We start from the raw sequence: 17,163 nt of genomic DNA, 5'->3' as shown, positions 1-17,163 counted from the left end.
TCGTCCTCTAGCTGATGTCCGTCGTGAGCCTGATCATCCGGATCGGACGGCCCATGTCGAGCACGCGTTCGGCCATGTCCTCGCCCCAGCCGGCCGACTCCAGGAAGCCCAGCACCGCGTAGTTGTCGGCGAACACCCAGGTGACGATCTGCCGGAAGCCGTCCTCACGCAGGTAGTCGACGGTCGCGTTGAGCAGCCGGCTGCCGTGGCCCCGGCGTACGAAATCGGGGTCGACCAGCAGCGTCAGCATCTCGGCCACCACGGTGGGATCCAGGTCGGGATCCTCGGCGGGAGCGTGTGAGGCCAGCCCCACCACGCGTTCGCCACCCCGGGGGGTGGTCAGGGCGGCGCTGCCGCCCGCGCCGAGGGCGGGAAAGCCCTCGGTGTCGAGGATGGTCTCCACCGCCACCAGCACCCGGTGCCTGGGGGTGGGCGGGGCCACGATCGCCTCGTCCCACTGGCGCAGCCACATCTTCTCGGCCGCCGCGCCTGTCATCTGCTCGAGTGGCCCCTCGGGGAGGAAATCCCGATAGCCATAGCGCCAGGCGCGGATCTGACAATTCGCAACCTGGAGCACATCCTCGCGCCGGGCCGCCCGGACGCCTACGTCTGCCATCTCGGCCCGCTCCTTCGCCTGCCGTCCATGCCACAAGGCACGAGTTACACCGTATCGGTGTTTGACCCTTGGAGACGACGCGAACCCCTCTTCGCCGCCGATCTCGCCCAGAGCTTCCTCAGCCGGTTCGAGTCACCTCAGCCAACGCCCCGGCGAGTCGCCGCACCCCCTCGTGCAACTCGGCCAGATGGGCGGCGGCGATGTGCGTCACCCGGATCCTCGGCCCCGGCGGCTCCGACGGGTAGTACATCCTGCCCGGACTCACCAGCGCGCCGTTCCGCCTGGCGGCCTCGACCAGCGCGTTCTCGTCGACCTCGGAGGGCAGGCGCACCCACAGGTGCATCCCGCCGATGGGCAGCAGGTGCACCTCCGCCCGCGGCATGTGGGTGGCGAGCGCCGCCGCGAGGGCGTCGCGCCTGGTCCTGATCTCGCTGTGCACGGCCGCCAGATGCCGCTGCCAGGCCGGCGACCCCACGAACTCCAGCGCCGTCTCCTGCAGCGGCCGCGCCACGAAGAACGACTCCACGAGCTGGCTCGCCCGCAGCCGGTGCGCGGCCGGCCCCCTGGCGATCACCGCCGCCACCCGCATGCTCGGCGACAGGATCTTCGTCAGCGATCTCACGTGGACGACGGTGCCGTGCTGGTCCATGGAGGCCAGGGACGCCGGCGCCTGCTCGGTCAGGTATCGCGCGAAGTCGTCCTCGACCACGAACGCCCCCGCCGCCCTGGCCACCTGCAACACCTGCTCCCTGCGCTCCACCGGCAGGGTGGCCCCCGTCGGGTTCTGCAGGGTGGGCTGGCAGAAGAAGACCCTTGCGCCCGTGACGGCGAACGCCTCGGCCAGCAGCTCAGGACGTACGCCGTCCCGGTCGACGGGCACGGCCGTGGGCCGCAGCCCGGCCGCCCTGGCCGCCGCGAGCGCGCCCGGGTAGGTGGGCGTCTCGACCAGCACCGGCGTGCCCGGAGCCGCCAGCGCCCGGAACGCATGAGTGAGCGCCGCCTGCCCCCCGCTCACGATCAGCGCGTCGGCCGCGGTCACGTCGCCCCCGGTCTGCCCGGCGAACCACCTGCGCAGTTCCTGAAGCCCCGCCAGAGGCGGCATGGCCCACGCGTTCGGCCTGCGTACCGCCCGCGCCGCCGCGGCCCCCAGCTGCCTGTCCGGCCGCAGGCCCGCCGGCAGATACCCGCCGGTGAGGGGTACGACCCCTTCGGCCGCTGCCCCCAGCAGCGTCGCCACGGGCTCCTCGTCGACCACCCGGTCCCCGAGCGCCACCGTCTGCCACGAGAGATCGACCGCCTCCTGCGCGGCAGGCACCTGAGGGGCCACGAACACCCCGCTGCCGGGCCGCGCGACCACCCTGCCCTCGGCGGCCAGCTGCCCGATGGCCCTGGACACGGTGACGGGGGAGACGTTGTGCCGTCGCATGATCTCCCGGCTGGACGGCAGCCGCGCCCCGGGGCCTGCCCGGCCGGCCTCTTCGCGCAGTATCGCGGCGATCTGGGCGATACTGCTATCGTTGTCCATGAAGAGACAGAATAGCGCTACTGCTCCCGATGGAGTAGCACTCCCTCCCGTTCTGGATCGCGCCGCGCAGGGCACCTCTCTGGCTTTCCTGGGCGTTCTGGCCTTCTCCGGCTCCTTCCCCGCCACCGTTTATGCCATGGAGGGCTTCCATCCGTGGCTGGTGGCGATCGGCCGAGCCTGCATAGCCGGATTTATCGCACTGATCTGCCTTAAATTTGCAAAAATCCCAATAATTCCGCATAGGCGGGATTGGCCGTCGTACGCGCTCATCTCGCTGGGTGTGGTCTTCGGCTTCCCCGTCTTCAGCGGCCTGGCCCTGGCCCTGGGCGCCAGCACGTCGCACGCCGCCGTCGTGATAGCCCTCCTCCCGGCCGCCACCGCCGCCTGCGCCGTCGTCAGGGCGGCGGAACGACCCCGCCCGCTCTTCTGGGTGGCCTGCGCGGCGGGCGCCCTGGCCATCACGGCCTTCACCCTCACCCAGCACCAGGGCACGCCCACCTGGCCTGACCTGCTCCTGGTGGGCGCGCTGCTGTCGGCCGCGATCGGCTACACGGAGGGCGGGCGGCTGTCCAGGCGGACCCCGGGCTGGCAGGTCATCTCCCACACTCTCGTCCTCTCGCTCCCCCTCACCGTCCCCGTGACCGTCGCGCTGGCCCTCCTCACCCCCATCACGCCGACTCCCCACGCGATAGCGGGCTTCGCGTACGTGTCGCTGATCTCGATGTTCCTCGGCTTCATCCCCTGGTACGCGGGCCTGGCGCGGGGCGGCATCGCCCGGGCCGGGCAGACGCAGCTCACCCAGCCCCTTCTCACCCTGCTCTGGGCCTGGTTCCTGATGGGGGAGCGGTTCGGCCCGGCCACGGTGGCCACCGCGCTGGCCGTGCTCGTGTGCGTGGCCGTCACTCAGCGTGCCCGTACTTGAAAGGCGTGACGCCTGCACGCAGGATGGGAGAGGAGGTGTCATAACAATGGCGGACCTCACGATCCCAGAGGGCGGTTTCTGGCCCGCGCCGGAGATCCCGCAGCCCAACATCTATCCCATGGAGTGGCGGGTAGAGACCGAGAAGCTCGCCGCGATCTACGAGAAGTCCAAGCGCGTGGTCTGGAACCCGGCCGACCTGCCCTGGGACGGCCTGGACCCGGACGACTTCACCCGGGAGCAGCGGCTGGGAATCATGTACTGGTTCGCGGTCCTGGCGAACTTCGACGCTTCGGGGCCGGCGGTGTTCGCCCGCGCCACGATCCAGGCCTTCGAAAAGCACGAAGAGGACCCGGTCAGGAAGTGCTTCTTCTCGATCACCCGTGACGAGATGAACCACGAGGAATGCTGCCAGCGCACCATCGCCAAACTGTGGCCCGGCGGCCCGCTCGACTGGACCCCGTCGGACGATCTCGAAAGGGCCGCCCACAACAACATCGGCTGGCTCTACCACAACGGCGGCCGCTACTGGACCGGCTACACCTCCGCCGTCGGCAAATATTCGCTGCCGGTCCTCTTCACCAGCTTCATGATGGGGGAGATGGCCGCCTCGACGCTGTTCAGAGGAATGTCGTCGGGCACTCAGCATCCGGTCTTCAGCGAGATGTTCCAGCGAATAGGCAGGGACGAGTCCCGCCATCTGCAAATCTGCATGACCATTCTGGAGAACGAATGGCCGGGGCTCACCGACGAGACCCGCACCCTCATCACCCGCCAGCTCAGAGCGGGCTTCGTGTTCCTCAGCATGATTCTCTGGGAGCCGCCCGGAGGTTTCTGGGAGTTGCCGCCGTACTTCCTGCCCAACCACCGCGTTCTCATGGACCACGCCAGGCAGGCGGGCCTGGGCGTGCTGTCGTACGAGGAACAGGCGGAGAACTGGCGCGTGGCCATGGCCAGGATCCGCGCGATCGTGGAACGCTGGGGCATCGCCTTCCCCGCCATTCCCGAGCTGGACCTGGAAGGCGTAGAGGTGGACTTCATCGATCCGGAGGACATCATCCCGGTCTTCTAATATGCGTCCTATGTGGCCACGCATCGACGGACTCAGGGTTCTGGAGTTGGGCACGCCCGGCGAGTTCCGTACCCAGTTGACCGACCTTGCTTTGGCGGGCGAGAAGACGGCCACGGCCGGTCTGCTGCCCCTCGACTACCACGCCGAGGGCGAGGAGGTGGAGCACGTCGGCGAGCGCCTGATCCTCGTGGACGACGCGGGTGCGCGGGTGGCCGAGATAGAGATGACGCGGGTGGAGCTGACCCCGTTCGCGGCGGTCACCTGGGAGTTCGCCCAGGCTGAAGGCGAGGGCTTCCGCTCGGTGGAGCACTGGCGCGAGGGCCACCGCCGCTACTGGAAGAGCCAGGGGTACGAGGTGGACGACTCGACCATGGTGGTGTGCCTGTGGTTTCGCGTCGTGGATCAGGAAGGCGGCCGGCGCTCCACGGGCGCGACGTAACTGCCGCGGTGCGGGACGGTGAACACCCATCCCTGCTCCCGCAGCAGCGCTATGGCCCGCCGTACGGTCTCGCGGGCGGCGCCGTACTGGCGCACCAGCGTCACCTCGCGCGGCAGCGGCCGGTGTGCGACCAGCTCGCCGGCCTTGATGCGTTCCCTGATTTCGTCGGCGATCTGCTGGTAGAGCGGAATCTGCTCGGCCCCTTCGCCGGGGGAGCTGACGAACGTGCCCTCGCCCTGGCGAGTGTGGACCAGCCCTTGGTTGCGCAGCACCCGAATCGCCCGGCGCGCCGTGGTCCGGGCCACCCGGAACTCCCGCTGGATCCCCGCCTCGCTGATCACGAGATCTCCTGGGGAGAGCTTGCCGGTTATGCGTGACTTGAGGACTTCGCTGATCTGAAGATAGAGGTACGTGCCCCCCGAGCGATCCAGCACGTCTCAATGATATACAAGCGGCCTGACATGGGAGGGGGATTAAGAATCCCTATTCCTGGGCCACTTTTCCGGCTCATTCACAAAAGTGCCCCTATAAGGGACGGTGAACACCCATCCCTGCTCCCTGAGATGCGCCACCGCCTGCCGCACCGTCACCTTGGCTACGCCGTATTGCCGCATCATCACTTTCTCGCCGGGAATGGCCCGGTTCGGCGAGAGCTCGCCCTGGACGATACGCATGGAGACCTCCGTGGAGATCTGCTGATACAGCGGCACCTTCCTGGGTGAGCGCGGCGTCCCCGGCCGGCCGACGAACGTCCCCTCGCCCTGAATGGTGTGCGCCAACCCCTGCTCCCGCAGTTCACGAGCCACCCGCCGGGCCGTGGTGCGGGCGATGTCGTAATCCTTCTCGAGCGTCGCCTCACTGGGCACCGGATCGCCGGCTTTGAGTTCACCCCGCTCGATCTGATCGCGGACCAGGTCAGCGACCTGCTTGTAGATAGGCACGGGACCTTCGCGATCTAACACGGTACGGATCGTAGACGAAACCGTACAGACCTGCACAAGGAAAACGTCTAGTGGAAGGGTGGATACGTGCTCTAAACATACGGACCCAGCATGACGAGAACCGACGGCTATCCGGGAAGCACTATCGGTGACTCCGGCCGCCGTACCTCCTCGATCGCCACCCCCCGCCTTACCGCCAAGCAACAGAAAATCGGCACCCCACGAAATCGAAGCAACTCAGCTGGGTGGCGACTCGCCGGCGGGGGGACTTACCGGCTGTGGGGTTGCCGGCGGCTACGGCGACTCGCTGGGGCAGCCGCGGCGAAGGTCCCTTCCCCGTCCGCCGTCGTATGAGCGGAGATCGGTTTCCTCACTCGCCGTCGCATGAGCCCGTCCGCTGTCCCTGACGTCGCTCTCTGGGTCCAGTCGCAACGCGACCTTCCTCCGGTCCGCCGGCAACGCGCCTCCGGCGACTCGCTGGGGCTGCCGCGGCGAAGGTCCCTTCCCCGTCCGCCGTCGTATGAGCGGAGATCGGTTTCCTCACTCGCCGTCGCATGAGCCCGTCCGCCGTCCCTGACGTCGCTCAACTGGGTCCAGCCGCAACGCGACCCTCCTCCATGCCGCCGGCAACGCGCCCCCTGCGACCTCCCTCGCCCCGTGAGGCGCCGCACTAATCCAGGGACGCAGCGAGGCACAAGGCGCAGTAGGGCAGAAGGCGCAGTGGGACACGAGGAGCAGTGGGGCTATCGGACGCTCTCGTGCGAGGGCCACTTTCCGGGCTCATTCACATAAGTCCCTCTATAAGGAACAGTGAACACCCAGCCCTGCTCCCTGAGATGCGCAATGGCCTTCCGGACCGTGACCCTGGCAACCCCATGCCGCAGCATCAAGGTCGCATCGCTCGATATCGAACAGTTCGGCCGGAGCTTACCGCGCCTGATTTTCGCAGCGATATCATGAGCAATATCCAGATAGCGGGCCCTCTTCGCCCTTATCCGAGGAATACCGATAGGCCCAACAAAGGTGCCTTCGCCTTGCACGGTGTGGACAAGACGACGTTCGCGCAGCTCCCGAACCACGTTACGTGCGGTCGATCGCGCGACACCGAACCCCGCCTCCAACGCCGCCTCGCTCGGCACGGCCTCGCCGGCTCGCAACCGCCCGCCGACGATCTGCTCCTGGATCGCGTCAGCAATCTGTATGTAGATCGGGACCGGCCCGTCACGGTCGAGCATGCTCACAGCGTAGACGTCTGGATACAAGCAGGCGAGCACAGTCAGCCCTGGGGCCACGACTCCTTCGGCGACACGTAACTGCCGCGCTGCGCAACCGTGTAGATCCACCCTTGCTCCCGCAGGAGCGCCATGGCGCGCCGCACGGTCTCCCGAGCTACATCGTACTGCTCCACCAGCGCCGACTCGCCCGGTATGGAGCGCCGCGGCAAGAGACGACCCTCCTTGATCTGCTCGGCGATGTCCGTCGCGATCTGTTGGTATAGAGGGACTTTCCGCTGCTTACGCGGCGCTTCATCAGGCCCGCCGACAAAGGTCCCTTCGCCCTGAACGGTGTAGATGAGCCCTTCCTCGCGAAGTACGTGCACCGCCCGCCTGGCAGTGGTCCTGGCGACGCCGAACTCCTGCTGGATGTCCGCCTCGCTCGGCACCGGGTGTCCGGACGCGAGCCCGGAGACTCGTCGCCGAAGGATCTCGGCGATCTGGAGGTAGATGTGGGTGTCCCCGTCATAGTCGAGCACGCCTGCAACTTAGACCAACAGGTGCAAGACCTCCCATATCGTGCTGTCTATATAGACAGAGCATCCCTACTTTCTAGACAAGAGGAGACGACCAGACGTATTGTTCAACCGTGCCCAAGCCCCTCGACTGGCCCTGCTGCCAGATTGCGGTCCACGTGCCGGACCCACAGCCCGATCACGCCGTCATCAAGTGGTATCCCTCGTCGCCGCGCGCCGTACGTGTGAGAGTCCGGGATTACACGTGCGCTTGTAAGCCGATGTTCTACGAGCTGTGCCAGAGCGGCGGCCAGTACTTCATCCGCAGGACTCGTCGCCTTCGTCAAAAGGTGGTGGTCGAGGAAAGTCTCTGGAACACCCAGGCCAGCGCGCTGGCTATCTGGACCAGCCTGCTGGACGGCACAACCTACTGATCGCAAACGTCACGTGATCCTGTTTCTACGAGTTAAGGGCCTGCAGTTGACGAGCACCCCGAGTTGATCTTGTTTGGGGCGGCGCCGGTGCCAATGGCGTAGGTGTGGGCCATGGGTGCTCGGTCGAACGGGTAGTGCCGTGGCGGTGAATTCAGGGAGGCCTCAGCGGTGAATGTCGGCCATATCAGTAACAGCATGCAGCGCCGGTCAGGGCTGGTATGGGGAGTTCGGCCGGTTATGCGTTGCTACTGGTGATGTACTAGGCGAGCCCAGTTCGGCGTGCGCGGTCGCTCGCAAAGGAGACGACGACGTTCTGGCCGCCTTGGCCACCGGCGTGGACGCCGGGGAGGCGGCGTTCACGGTCGTCGCTGTCGTGGCGGTGGGTGCGGCGATGCTTTACACGATGACTTCGCAGTTGGTGAGCGGCCTGCCGCCGCAGTTCATCATGATGTGGAGGAACAGCCGGTGCTCGAAATGGCTTCATTTGGACAGTCCTGGCGGAAGACGACAGACCGCGATGGCCAGGCCGACCCTGGCTGGTCAGAGCGGGGGTTCGGCTTTCCAAGGGGTGCGGTATTCGTCGAAGCCACTCGCGTCTCCACTGACCAGGAAGCGTCTTGCATCCGAGCAGGTGTCCGTCCGATGCCGTTCCACCAGCCGCAGATGGACTCCACGGTGGACGCGGCGGTGTCGTGGTCAGCGCCCGTCGACCTGGCCGCTCCCGGAGGCCAGGTCGTGAATGCCGTACGGGATGGCCCTGCCCACCACGCCACACCCAACGGATAAGGCACTCATCGCTTGCCGCGGGCCTGGAGAGGGTGGACAGGTGTCCGGTTCGCGCTTTGGCCGCCGAGCGCGCGAACCGGACACCCTAGGTGATGGCACAACGCAGGTGCCATCGGGGGCGCACCTTGCGATCCCAGGCGACGCGCCTGCCCGAACGCCCGCCGAAGAGCGCCGGGCTTCGCCTGGGATCGGTGCGAGTGTCGGGCATGGTCCCGAGCCCTCCGGAGGCAAGGGACCATGCCGCTGCGAGTAATGGCCGGCTGACGTCCGTAACGGCCTACCCGCGGTATTAGATTCTCATGGCCGTCCCTTGGAAAACTGCAGTTCGGCGCTATACACAGGATGATTCCCTTTGGTGTTCGGTGGGTTCATGGTCCCTAGAGGAATTGATTTATGTAGGGATTCGCCGCCAGGCGGCATCCGTGATGATCAGGTGGTCGAGGAGCCGTAGCCCCACCGTCTCGGCGGCTCGGATGAGTTGGGCCGTGGCCTCGAGGTCGGATTGGCTCGGTTCGAGGGAGCCGGCCGGGTGGTTGTGGGCGAGGCCGAACATGGCCCCGCTCGCGGTGAGCACCTCCGTGATCACCTCCCGGATCGGCACCGCCGTATGGTCGGACGCGCCTTCGGTCAGGATCGAATGCTTCAGCACCCTGCCACGGGTGTCGCACACCACCAGGACCAGCCGCTCCTGCTTGCGGCCCCGGAGCAGCGGGGCGCAGTGGTTGGCGAGATCGGATGTGCTGGTGATCCGCTCGCGCTCCGGCCACGCGTCCGCACGGCGTACGAGATGGAAGGCCGCGGCGACTCGCGCGGCCTTGGCGGGGCCCACCCCGGGCACTGCGAGTAACCGATGCGGGTCCGAACGGCGGAGGCCATCGAGATCTCCGCAGTGCTTGATCACCTGGCTGGCGAGATCCAGGGCACTCGACCCGCGAAATCCCGAGCCGAGCAGCACGGCCAGCAGCTCGCGGTCCGCCAGCGCCGCGGCGCCGCTGGACATGAGCCGTTCGCGTGGCCGGTCGCTCTTGGACAGGTCTTTGACTCGCATCGGCAACCTCCGCGTCCGTTGTATCAGCGCGCACCGACAATCTCTGACCTGCGCTTTTGCCGGAAATCCAGCGTTCGACGCCGGATGGGTGAGATGTGTAAGCCCGGCACGCGGTCGTCCTCCGTGATCAAGGCGGAGGCGGGCCGCCCCGTCTGCGTGGCGATCCCGTACGGTGCCATCGGCCGCCCGCTCTCCGGTCACCACGTGATCGCCTGTACGAACATCCCGCCGGCCAGCGTCGCGACCAGGCCGCTCGATGTGGGGAGCGGGACCAGGTGCTGGGCGACCATGTTCGAGAGCAAAGACCGCATCTTCGCCGCAAACTATGGGTTGCCCTTTTGTCGATCAATGTGCCGTACAAACACTGATATACGGTGACATGTTCAAAGAACGCGGCCCAGCGCTCGATCGAGGGCCGCTCGTCGTCATCGCCCATACTGCCCAGGAGCGCCTCCATGGTCTCCTCGACCATTTGCTTCACGAGGTGGTATTTATCGCGATAATTCCGATAAGAAAGCGGCACGGCTCACCATCGCTCGCTCGGTGATCTCGCCCACGGTGAGACGTTCGAACCCGCGTTCCTCGATGAGCTCGGCCAGCGCGTCCCGTAACAGCTTTCGCGTACGGCGGACTCGGACGTTGTCAGCAGGCTGAGACAGGGCGGAAGCTCGGGGATGGGCTTTGCCGGGAGGCTGTGGTGGTCGGTCAAGAAGTGACCGCCTGTAGCGCTTGGGCGGCGGCTGTGGAGCTCCCTGGGGGATATTTGCGGAGATGTACAGGCATCGCCGCCCCGACTACATCACTGACACTCCAGCGAGGACTCCGCCATGGATCAGTCTCATCCTGGTCGGCACCGCCCAGACCATCGTCGGCGTGGGCGCATCGCGGCGCCGTACGCCTGCGGTCCGCTGCTCGTCGGAGACAGTGTGGGCAGCCTCCCGCTCCAACTCAGCCAGGCCGCGGGCACCAAGTTCACCGCCGGCGCCGTGAACGCGCAGTGCTGCCGCGGTCTCGACGCGCCTACCTGAGTGAGCGACGATGCGGCTCGCGGCAGGCCGGACGAGGACTTCGACGCGATCCTCAACGCCTACGGCGGTTCGCTGGGTGCGTACCGTCGTCACTTGCTCCCTCGCGGAGGCCGGAGCGTGACCATGCTTGCGGACGGGATGAGGTTCGAGCTGCCGACGGACCCGGCGTGTGCGCCCGCTCCCACCGTGCTCGCAGAATTCGTGGATCAGGGCAAATAAGCCCGATTGTGGACCGGATTGACCCGCTGGCAAGCCTTGCGGAGGCTCACAGCACCGTCAGAACCGGCTCGCCCGTCCAAAAGGAGGTGATCGCCGCCATGCCCGGGCTGAGGGGCTCCGGGCGAGAAGGGGCTTCGCCCGGAGACGCCCGCGTCCGAGAGCTCAGACGGGCATGCTGTACGTGACTCTGAACCGGTCGCCTGGAACGACGATGTCGCTCGTCTCGACGGGACGGTCACCTGCCCAATGGGTGCGCTCGATGTGCAGCACGTGGACGCCAGCCGCCAGATCGAGCGCGTCGCTCTCCGCGGGGCGCGGAACCCGGGTGTGCACGCTCTCGACGACTTCAGTGATCTTTATGCCGTGCGCGTACATCCTGGCGACGAGGCTCCGCCGCTCCTCCTCGGAGTGAGGGGTGAACTCCAGCGGCTCGTACGACGTGGCGAGCTGCAGCGGTCTGCCCTCGCCGCGAAAGATGTAGTGCGTTCTGGTAAGCGTGGTCGAGTCGCTGAGGCGCAGGCGTTTGGCGATGTCGGGCCCCGCTTCGGTTGGTTCGCTGTGCCAGTCCCATGTCACGCGTCTGCCCTGTGACTGCAGGTCGGCCGCGAACGGGGCGGGGTGATCGAGAAAGCGCCATCGGTAGAGCGGGGTGAGGTCGGGGCGTTCCCTGACGTAATGGCCCGAGCCCACGCGGCCGATGATGAGGCCCTCACCCGCGAGCACGCGTAGCGCGTGCCGGGCGGCGGTCTCTCCGACCTGATATTTACGGGTCAGCTGCGCTCGTGATGGGATCGGCGCGCCTGGGGGAAGGGTGCCGTCGGTGATCTGCCGCCGAATGTCTTCGACGACACGCAGGTAGACCGGATCTGAGGTGGCCACTAGTCCATCCCTGGGGGTTCGTGTGAGGCGTTGCCCCATGTTGCCGTATTCGGCAGGTAACCGACCGTCATCGACGGTCGTTGGAGCCCCAACTTTGCGATGGCAGAAAATTATCGGAGAAACCCTGTAACGCCGGTGTAAGAGGGGCCGATTCTCCGATAGAGGTCGTCGATGTGTGTACCCCCGAGCACATATCGGCGACCTCTTCCAATTCGCGTACTTGGGGCTGCGGCAGCACCCTGACCAGTGGTGTGACCTGGCCGAACGCGGCTGCTGGCCCGGTCCTTTGGGCGCATCCGCACCGTCCGGCGTCTGTGATGGGCACAGGCCTCGGAAGTCCGGTGAGTGCGCTGCCCCTCGAGCGGTCCTGATCAGTGCGACTCCTGGTCGCACGTTACCTCGTGAGGCCCGCGATGGGCGCCGGATTTCGAAACGAGCGGCGCCCGCGCTGTCGCTCGGGTACGCAGTCGTTTGAGTTCGGCGGTGGATGCGGCCACGGAGCTGCGGTGGCTGCGTTGCGTACGTGAAGCGGCCTGGCCGGTCGGCGGCTGAGCCGGTTGGAGGGCTCTCTTGCGGGGCATGCGATGGACGGGCTGTCGAGGTCCACGGTGGCCGCGCTGCCTCTTGAAGCAGCCTTGCTAGTGAGGTGAAGCCTGGTCGGCGCGCTGCCGTGCGAGGCTTGCGGTCAACGTGAGCTTTGGAGGCGGGATGGCCGCGTTGCCTGGTTGAGGCGACCTGGCTGGTGAGGCTCCTGGCCGGCCACGATGCTTTTGCAAAGGTCTGATAGCGGCGTGGCCTTTGAACGCCGGGTGGATGTGTCGCCGTTCGAGACGTGCACAGACCCTTCACCTTCCAGGGTGTGCACAGGTGCCCCGCCGTTCGAGCCATGCAGTGGGCTGCAGCTTTTCGACCGGCCGCGTGCGATGGGTGCGCTGCCATGAGAGGCGCGCGACGGATGCGCTGCTGTTCGCTGCGGTGCGATGGGGCGCACTGTTGTTCTATATGTCTGCCGCGTCAATGCGTGTGGCGACCGACCATCAGGCGCAAGTGGTCTTCTGATATCACCGCCGAGTGGCCGTACCTCACTGGGCCACTTTTCCCTAAGCTGGTGGCACTGACTCCGACATCAATCACTCTCCAGGACATATCCCGCACTGCCGCGCCAAGCCACAGCTGACCTGTGCTCCTCGGAGGTGTCCAAGCAAGAGGAAGCTTCATGATCGACATAGGCAAGCTCCTTCCATCCGACCGGGATGTCTGGGAGGACTTGTTCCGCGCGTACATCGACTTCTATCAGCGTGTCGAACCGGACAAGATGTACGACCGCGCATGGCAGGAGTTCCAGGCGGACACCCGTCTGCACGCCTTCGGGGCGAGGTTGGACGGCAGGCTCGTCGGCATCACGCACTTCTTCACCCACGCGAACACCTCGGCGCCCGACACCGACGTCTGCTACCTGCAGGACCTGTTCACCGCTTCAGAAGCCCGAGGCAGAGGCGTGGCTCGCGCGCTGATCGAGGCTGTGACCGCCTGGGCCCGGGAGCGTGGCTGCTCCCGCGTGTACTGGAACACGCATGTGTCAAACGCGACAGCACGCAGCTTGTACGACAAGGTTGCTGAGAATCGAGGTTTCATCAGATACCAGATCGAACTGTCGTTGTAGAAGCCTTGCAACATGACCGGGGCAACCGTGCGCAGCGGGGCTCACCTTTGGAAGCCGGGGGAGCATAACGGCTCCTCTGGGGCGTCCGCCAGGGTGGGAAAGTCCCTCGCAACTTCCGCCTGCGGCTTCCCTCCAGACGAGGGTCGTGGGCTGACGGGGGATACGCGTCGGGATCACCGAGGCTGGCGGCTACTCGGCCAGCCGGGCGCTGCGGACCCAACGGTCACCTACGGTGCCCACCGCGGTCTGCTGTGGCTTTGGCCGTCGAATGCGGCGCACTATGCGGGCTGACAGGTGCTTGGCCGCGGCGGGAAGGTCGAGTAGCCGGTGCGGCTGGCTGCGGCTGTGGGGTGTGGAACGCTATGCGGTCTGACGGGCGCTTTGGCTGCCCCTGGGGAGGTGGGGTAGCCGTCGCTTTTTCGTGGTGCTATGCCCGTGACCAGGCCAAATTGGTACACCGCTCTCGTGGACGCAATCGGATGCGGCGCGCTATGCGATCCGATGGGTGTTTCTGCTGCGGCGGGAAGATCGGGTAGCCGGTGCTGCTATCGCCTATGGCCGTGGGATGCGGCACGCCATGCGGCTCGACAGGTGTTTCGGTTACGGCGGGAAGGCCCGATAGCCCGTACTGCTTTCGGCTGCGACGGTCAGGCGTAGCGCTCTTGGTGAGTCTGCGGGGTGCTTTGGATGCTGCTGCCAGGTCTGGTGTTCTGCCTGGCCCCCATTCGGGCGTGCTTGCCAGGCATGGTGCCCCGCCTGGCGGGCGTGGTGGGCAAGGTGTGGTGCGGAGCGTGGCTTGCTGGGTGCGTCCCCGTGACTTGACGGTCAGTGGACGGGTTCCGATGTCAGGTGAGATGGTTGTCGTCGTCAGGGAAGCCTCTGAGATCCCCGCGAAAGGGGGCAAAAAGCGGCTCCAGGCAGGCAAAGCGGGGTGGCGGCGTCCAATGGATTTCTGAATCCAGGTAGCGTTCGCACTATGGCATCGCCAACTGGAACCACAGACGCGCCCTTCGGCCGCATGCTGACCGCCATGGTCACGCCGTTCACTCCTGACGGCGAGGTCGATTATGTGGCTGTGCGACGTCTTGCCGCATATCTGGTGGACGAGCAGCGCAACGACGGCTTGATCGTCAACGGGACGACCGGTGAGTCGCCCACCACGTCGGACGAGGAGAAGCAGCGCATCGTCAGCGCCGTCCTCGAGGCGGTCGGCGATCGCGCGACTGTGGTCGCAGGGGCGGGCACCAACGACACCCGTCACAGTGTCGAGCTCGCGAAGCAGGCGGCACGTGCGGGTGCGCACGGTCTGCTGGTGGTGACGCCTTACTACAACAAGCCCCCTCAAGAGGGGCTGTACCAGCACTTCACCGCCGTCGCTGACGCGACCGACCTTCCGGTGATGTTGTACGACATTCCGGGGCGCAGTGGCGTGCCGATCAAGACTGAGACTCTGCTGAGGCTGGCGCAGCACGAACGCATCGTGGCCGTCAAGGACGCCAAGGGTGATCTGTTCGCCGCCAGCCAGGTGATGAGCGCGACCGAGCTGGCCTTCTACTCCGGCGACGACCTGCTCAACCTGGCCTGGCTCTCCCTGGGGGCGGCCGGGTTCGTCAGCGTCGTCGGGCATGTGGTGGGCGCCGAGCTGGCGCGCATGATCCACCTGCACAAGAACGGTGAGGTCTCCCAGGCCCTGGCCGTACACAGTCAGGTGACCCCCGTGGTAGACGGGATCATGCTGCGCGCCGGTGGCGCGATCATGGCAAAGGCGGCACTGAGCATGGTGGGCGTACCGGTGGGTTCGGTACGACTGCCGCTCGTGGACGCGACAGAGACGCAAATCGCCGAGCTGCGTGCTTGCCTGGTAGCCGGCGGGGTGAAGTTGACAGACGCATAGGAACGGGGAGGAACCGGGAGTTTTGAGAACACGAACTGACCGTGGGGGCCAGGCATGAGCCATCCGCATCCTGAGCTTGGTCCCCCGCCGGTGCTGCCTGATGGCGGCTTGCGCATCGTTGCGCTCGGCGGGTTGGGGGAGATCGGCCGGAACATGGCCGTCTTCGAATATGACGGCCGTCTGCTGATCGTCGACTGCGGGGTGCTCTTCCCCGAGCCCGATCAGCCGGGTGTCGACCTCATCCTGCCCGACTTCGAATACATCAGAGACCGGCTCGACGACGTCGAAGCCGTGGTGCTCACGCACGCTCACGAAGACCACATCGGGGCGGTGCCATACCTGCTGCGCGAGCGGCGCGATATCCCGCTCATCGGATCGAAGCTCACGCTTGCCCTGATCGAGGCCAAGCTCACCGAGCACAGGATCCAACCGACCAAGCTCGAGGTCGTCGAGGGCGAACGGCACATCTTCGGGCCGTTCGACTGCGAATTCCTCGCGGTCAACCACTCGATCCCCGACGCACTGGCCGTCGCCATCAGGACGCCTGCGGGCATAGTCCTGCACACCGGTGACTTCCGCATGGACCAGTTGCCGAGCGACGGCCGCCTCACCGACCTCGGCGGTTTCGCCAGGCTCGGCACCGAGGGCGTCGACCTGCTGATGTCCGACTCCACCAACGCCGAAGTGCCAGGGTTCGTCACCAGCGAGCGCGAGATCGGGCCGGTCATCGACGAGGTGATCCGCACGTCCGAACAGCGGGTCATCGTGGCCAGCTTCGCCTCGCACGTGCACCGCATTCAGCAGGTGATGGACGCCGCCGCCAAGCACCGCCGTAAGGTGGCCCTGGTCGGACGTTCGATGGTGCGCAACATGGGCGTGGCCCGCGACCTGGGATATCTCAAGGTGCCGCCGGAGCTGATCGTCGACTCGCGCGACATCGAGGAGTGGCCGCCGCAGGACGTGGTGCTCATCTGCACCGGCTCTCAAGGCGAGCCCATGGCCGCGCTGTCCAGGATGGCCAACCGCGATCATCCGATCCGCATCGCCGAGGGTGACACCGTACTCCTGGCCTCGTCGCTGGTTCCGGGGAACGAGACCGCGGTCAACAAGGTCATCAACGGGCTGACCAGGTGGGGCGCCCGCGTCGTGCACAAGGGCAACGCCAAGGTGCACGTCTCCGGCCACGCGGCCGCCGGCGAGCTCCTGTACGTGCTCAACCTGACCCGCCCGTCGAACTTCATGCCCGTTCACGGTGAGTGGCGTCATTTGCGTGCGCACGCCAAGCTGGCCGCTCTCACGGGCGTTCCCGAGGACCACATCGTGATCGCCGAGGACGGCGTCGTGGTGGACCTGGTCGACGGCCGAGCGAAGATCGTCGGTGCGGTTCACGCCGGGTACGTCTACGTCGACGGCTCGTCGGTGGGCGAGATCACCGACACCTCGCTGAAGGACCGTAGGATTCTCGGCGACGAGGGGTTCATCTCGGTGGTCGTCGTGGTCGACTCCAACACGGGCAAGCTCACCGCCGGCCCCGAGATCCACGCGCGTGGTTCCGGCATCGACCCTGCCCAGTTCGAGGAGTTCATCCCGCAGATAGAGCGAGCCCTCGCGGAGAAGGCCGCAGACGGGGTGGTCGACATGCAGGAGATCCGACGGGTGGTCCGCCGCACGGTGGGACGCTGGGTAAGCGACACCTACCGCCGCCGCCCCATGATCATCCCTGTGATCCTCGAGGTCTGAGCTTTCCCACGGTACGGCAGGCGCGTTTGTCTGCCGTACCCCCGGGGGAGCGGGCGTGGGACGGGCATCCGACCACGTCGCCTGCTCCTTCGGGGGGCCGACCGAAGGCCGGGCGATTCGCTGCCTTCGCCCCTCTGGGTTAGCGGCACTACCGGCCCGGATGATGCGGTGCCGCTGCCTCTTTGGGGCCCCGGCGGCCTGCAGGTTCCGACGACCTTGCTCTCCGGAGTG

General features: G+C 66.5%; 16 protein-coding genes. 7 read left to right on the top strand and 9 right to left on the bottom strand.

From position 1 onward, the window contains the following. Positions 1-7: 7 nt before the first annotated feature. Positions 8-616, bottom strand: a complete 609-nt coding sequence (locus tag AB0L65_RS04680) for a GNAT family N-acetyltransferase (protein WP_192790985.1) — start codon at positions 614-616, stop codon at positions 8-10. Positions 617-734: 118 nt separating this feature from the next. After that, positions 735-2,141, bottom strand: a complete 1,407-nt coding sequence (locus AB0L65_RS04675) for a PLP-dependent aminotransferase family protein (protein WP_364240248.1) — start codon at positions 2,139-2,141, stop codon at positions 735-737. Here AB0L65_RS04675 and AB0L65_RS04670 point away from each other — a divergent pair. Genes AB0L65_RS04670 through AB0L65_RS04660 form a run of 3 tightly spaced genes read left to right on the top strand, consistent with a single transcriptional unit; the run spans position 2,140 to position 4,571 of the window. Further along, on the top strand, positions 2,140-3,063 hold the full coding sequence (locus AB0L65_RS04670) for a DMT family transporter (RefSeq protein ID WP_364240247.1): 924 nt from the start codon (positions 2,140-2,142) through the stop codon (positions 3,061-3,063). The two genes, AB0L65_RS04675 and AB0L65_RS04670, sit on opposite strands and share 2 nt — an antisense overlap. A 46-nt stretch (positions 3,064-3,109) precedes the next feature. Beyond that, a complete protein-coding gene (locus tag AB0L65_RS04665; RefSeq protein ID WP_350724671.1) occupies positions 3,110-4,132 on the top strand; it encodes a hypothetical protein in 1,023 nt (340 codons plus the stop codon). A 10-nt stretch (positions 4,133-4,142) separates the two neighbouring features. Next, positions 4,143-4,571: an ASCH domain-containing protein gene (locus tag AB0L65_RS04660; protein WP_364240245.1), complete on the top strand. Its 429-nt coding sequence runs from the start codon at positions 4,143-4,145 to the stop codon at positions 4,569-4,571. Here AB0L65_RS04660 and AB0L65_RS04655 read toward each other — a convergent pair. The 4 genes from AB0L65_RS04655 to AB0L65_RS04640 form a co-directional block, all read right to left on the bottom strand. After that, positions 4,535-5,005 carry a winged helix-turn-helix domain-containing protein gene (locus AB0L65_RS04655; RefSeq protein ID WP_364240243.1) on the bottom strand — a complete coding sequence of 157 codons (471 nt, stop codon included), beginning with the start codon at positions 5,003-5,005 and terminating at the stop codon, positions 4,535-4,537. The two genes, AB0L65_RS04660 and AB0L65_RS04655, sit on opposite strands and share 37 nt — an antisense overlap. Positions 5,006-5,044: 39 nt before the next feature. After that, positions 5,045-5,512 (bottom strand): GntR family transcriptional regulator, encoded by a 468-nt coding sequence (locus tag AB0L65_RS04650; protein ID WP_364240241.1) that lies wholly within the window; start codon positions 5,510-5,512, stop codon positions 5,045-5,047. Positions 5,513-6,255: 743 nt separating this feature from the next. Next, on the bottom strand, positions 6,256-6,747 hold the full coding sequence (locus tag AB0L65_RS04645; RefSeq protein ID WP_364240239.1) for a GntR family transcriptional regulator: 492 nt from the start codon (positions 6,745-6,747) through the stop codon (positions 6,256-6,258). A 41-nt stretch (positions 6,748-6,788) separates the two neighbouring features. Continuing rightward, the gene (locus AB0L65_RS04640) at positions 6,789-7,265 is read right to left on the bottom strand and encodes a GntR family transcriptional regulator (protein WP_364240237.1); all 477 of its coding nucleotides are present in this window, start codon (positions 7,263-7,265) and stop codon (positions 6,789-6,791) included. A gap of 257 nt (positions 7,266-7,522) precedes the next feature. Between AB0L65_RS04640 and AB0L65_RS04635 the strand changes: the two genes are divergently transcribed. Continuing rightward, positions 7,523-7,675: a hypothetical protein gene (locus AB0L65_RS04635; RefSeq protein WP_364240236.1), complete on the top strand. Its 153-nt coding sequence runs from the start codon at positions 7,523-7,525 to the stop codon at positions 7,673-7,675. A 1,177-nt stretch (positions 7,676-8,852) separates the two neighbouring features. Here AB0L65_RS04635 and radC read toward each other — a convergent pair. The 3 genes from radC to AB0L65_RS04620 form a co-directional block, all read right to left on the bottom strand. After that, positions 8,853-9,509, bottom strand: coding sequence for a DNA repair protein RadC (radC, locus tag AB0L65_RS04630; RefSeq protein WP_363967676.1), 657 nt, complete (start codon positions 9,507-9,509; stop codon positions 8,853-8,855). 491 nt (positions 9,510-10,000) lie between these two features. Continuing rightward, positions 10,001-10,108, bottom strand: a complete 108-nt coding sequence (locus tag AB0L65_RS04625; protein WP_364240579.1) for a TetR family transcriptional regulator — start codon at positions 10,106-10,108, stop codon at positions 10,001-10,003. A gap of 810 nt (positions 10,109-10,918) precedes the next feature. Then, complete coding sequence (locus AB0L65_RS04620) at positions 10,919-11,635, bottom strand: GntR family transcriptional regulator (protein WP_364240234.1); 717 nt, start codon at positions 11,633-11,635, stop codon at positions 10,919-10,921. A 1,216-nt stretch (positions 11,636-12,851) separates the two neighbouring features. On the opposite strand from AB0L65_RS04620, the gene AB0L65_RS04615 reads away from it, so the two are divergent. The 3 genes from AB0L65_RS04615 (at position 12,852) to AB0L65_RS04605 (ending at position 16,932) form a co-directional block, all read left to right on the top strand. Continuing rightward, positions 12,852-13,298 carry a GNAT family N-acetyltransferase gene (locus tag AB0L65_RS04615; protein ID WP_364240233.1) on the top strand — a complete coding sequence of 149 codons (447 nt, stop codon included), beginning with the start codon at positions 12,852-12,854 and terminating at the stop codon, positions 13,296-13,298. Between the two features lie 976 nt (positions 13,299-14,274). Beyond that, complete coding sequence (dapA, locus tag AB0L65_RS04610) at positions 14,275-15,192, top strand: 4-hydroxy-tetrahydrodipicolinate synthase (protein WP_363967670.1); 918 nt, start codon at positions 14,275-14,277, stop codon at positions 15,190-15,192. Between the two features lie 54 nt (positions 15,193-15,246). After that, positions 15,247-16,932 (top strand): ribonuclease J, encoded by a 1,686-nt coding sequence (locus AB0L65_RS04605; RefSeq protein ID WP_364240231.1) that lies wholly within the window; start codon positions 15,247-15,249, stop codon positions 16,930-16,932. The last annotated feature ends 231 nt before the right edge of the window (positions 16,933-17,163 follow it).

The organism is Nonomuraea sp. NPDC052116 (assembly GCF_040680035.1).
Lineage (GTDB): Bacteria > Actinomycetota > Actinomycetes > Streptosporangiales > Streptosporangiaceae > Nonomuraea > Nonomuraea angiospora_A.
The sequence above is the reverse complement of the archived record's forward strand: the minus strand, read 5'-3'. Positions and strand labels throughout refer to the sequence as shown.

Coding starts and splice junctions, on each gene's coding strand:
- radC (WP_363967676.1), bottom strand. CDS start 9,509: ATGCGAGTCAAAGACCTGTCCAAGAGCGACCGGCCACGCGAACGGCTC.
- AB0L65_RS04680 (WP_192790985.1), bottom strand. CDS start 616: ATGGCAGACGTAGGCGTCCGGGCGGCCCGGCGCGAGGATGTGCTCCAG.
- AB0L65_RS04675 (WP_364240248.1), bottom strand. CDS start 2,141: ATGGACAACGATAGCAGTATCGCCCAGATCGCCGCGATACTGCGCGAA.
- AB0L65_RS04670 (WP_364240247.1), top strand. CDS start 2,140: ATGAAGAGACAGAATAGCGCTACTGCTCCCGATGGAGTAGCACTCCCT.
- AB0L65_RS04605 (WP_364240231.1), top strand. CDS start 15,247: ATGAGCCATCCGCATCCTGAGCTTGGTCCCCCGCCGGTGCTGCCTGAT.
- AB0L65_RS04615 (WP_364240233.1), top strand. CDS start 12,852: ATGATCGACATAGGCAAGCTCCTTCCATCCGACCGGGATGTCTGGGAG.
- AB0L65_RS04645 (WP_364240239.1), bottom strand. CDS start 6,747: ATGCTCGACCGTGACGGGCCGGTCCCGATCTACATACAGATTGCTGAC.
- AB0L65_RS04660 (WP_364240245.1), top strand. CDS start 4,143: ATGTGGCCACGCATCGACGGACTCAGGGTTCTGGAGTTGGGCACGCCC.
- dapA (WP_363967670.1), top strand. CDS start 14,275: ATGGCATCGCCAACTGGAACCACAGACGCGCCCTTCGGCCGCATGCTG.
- AB0L65_RS04665 (WP_350724671.1), top strand. CDS start 3,110: ATGGCGGACCTCACGATCCCAGAGGGCGGTTTCTGGCCCGCGCCGGAG.
- AB0L65_RS04635 (WP_364240236.1), top strand. CDS start 7,523: ATGTTCTACGAGCTGTGCCAGAGCGGCGGCCAGTACTTCATCCGCAGG.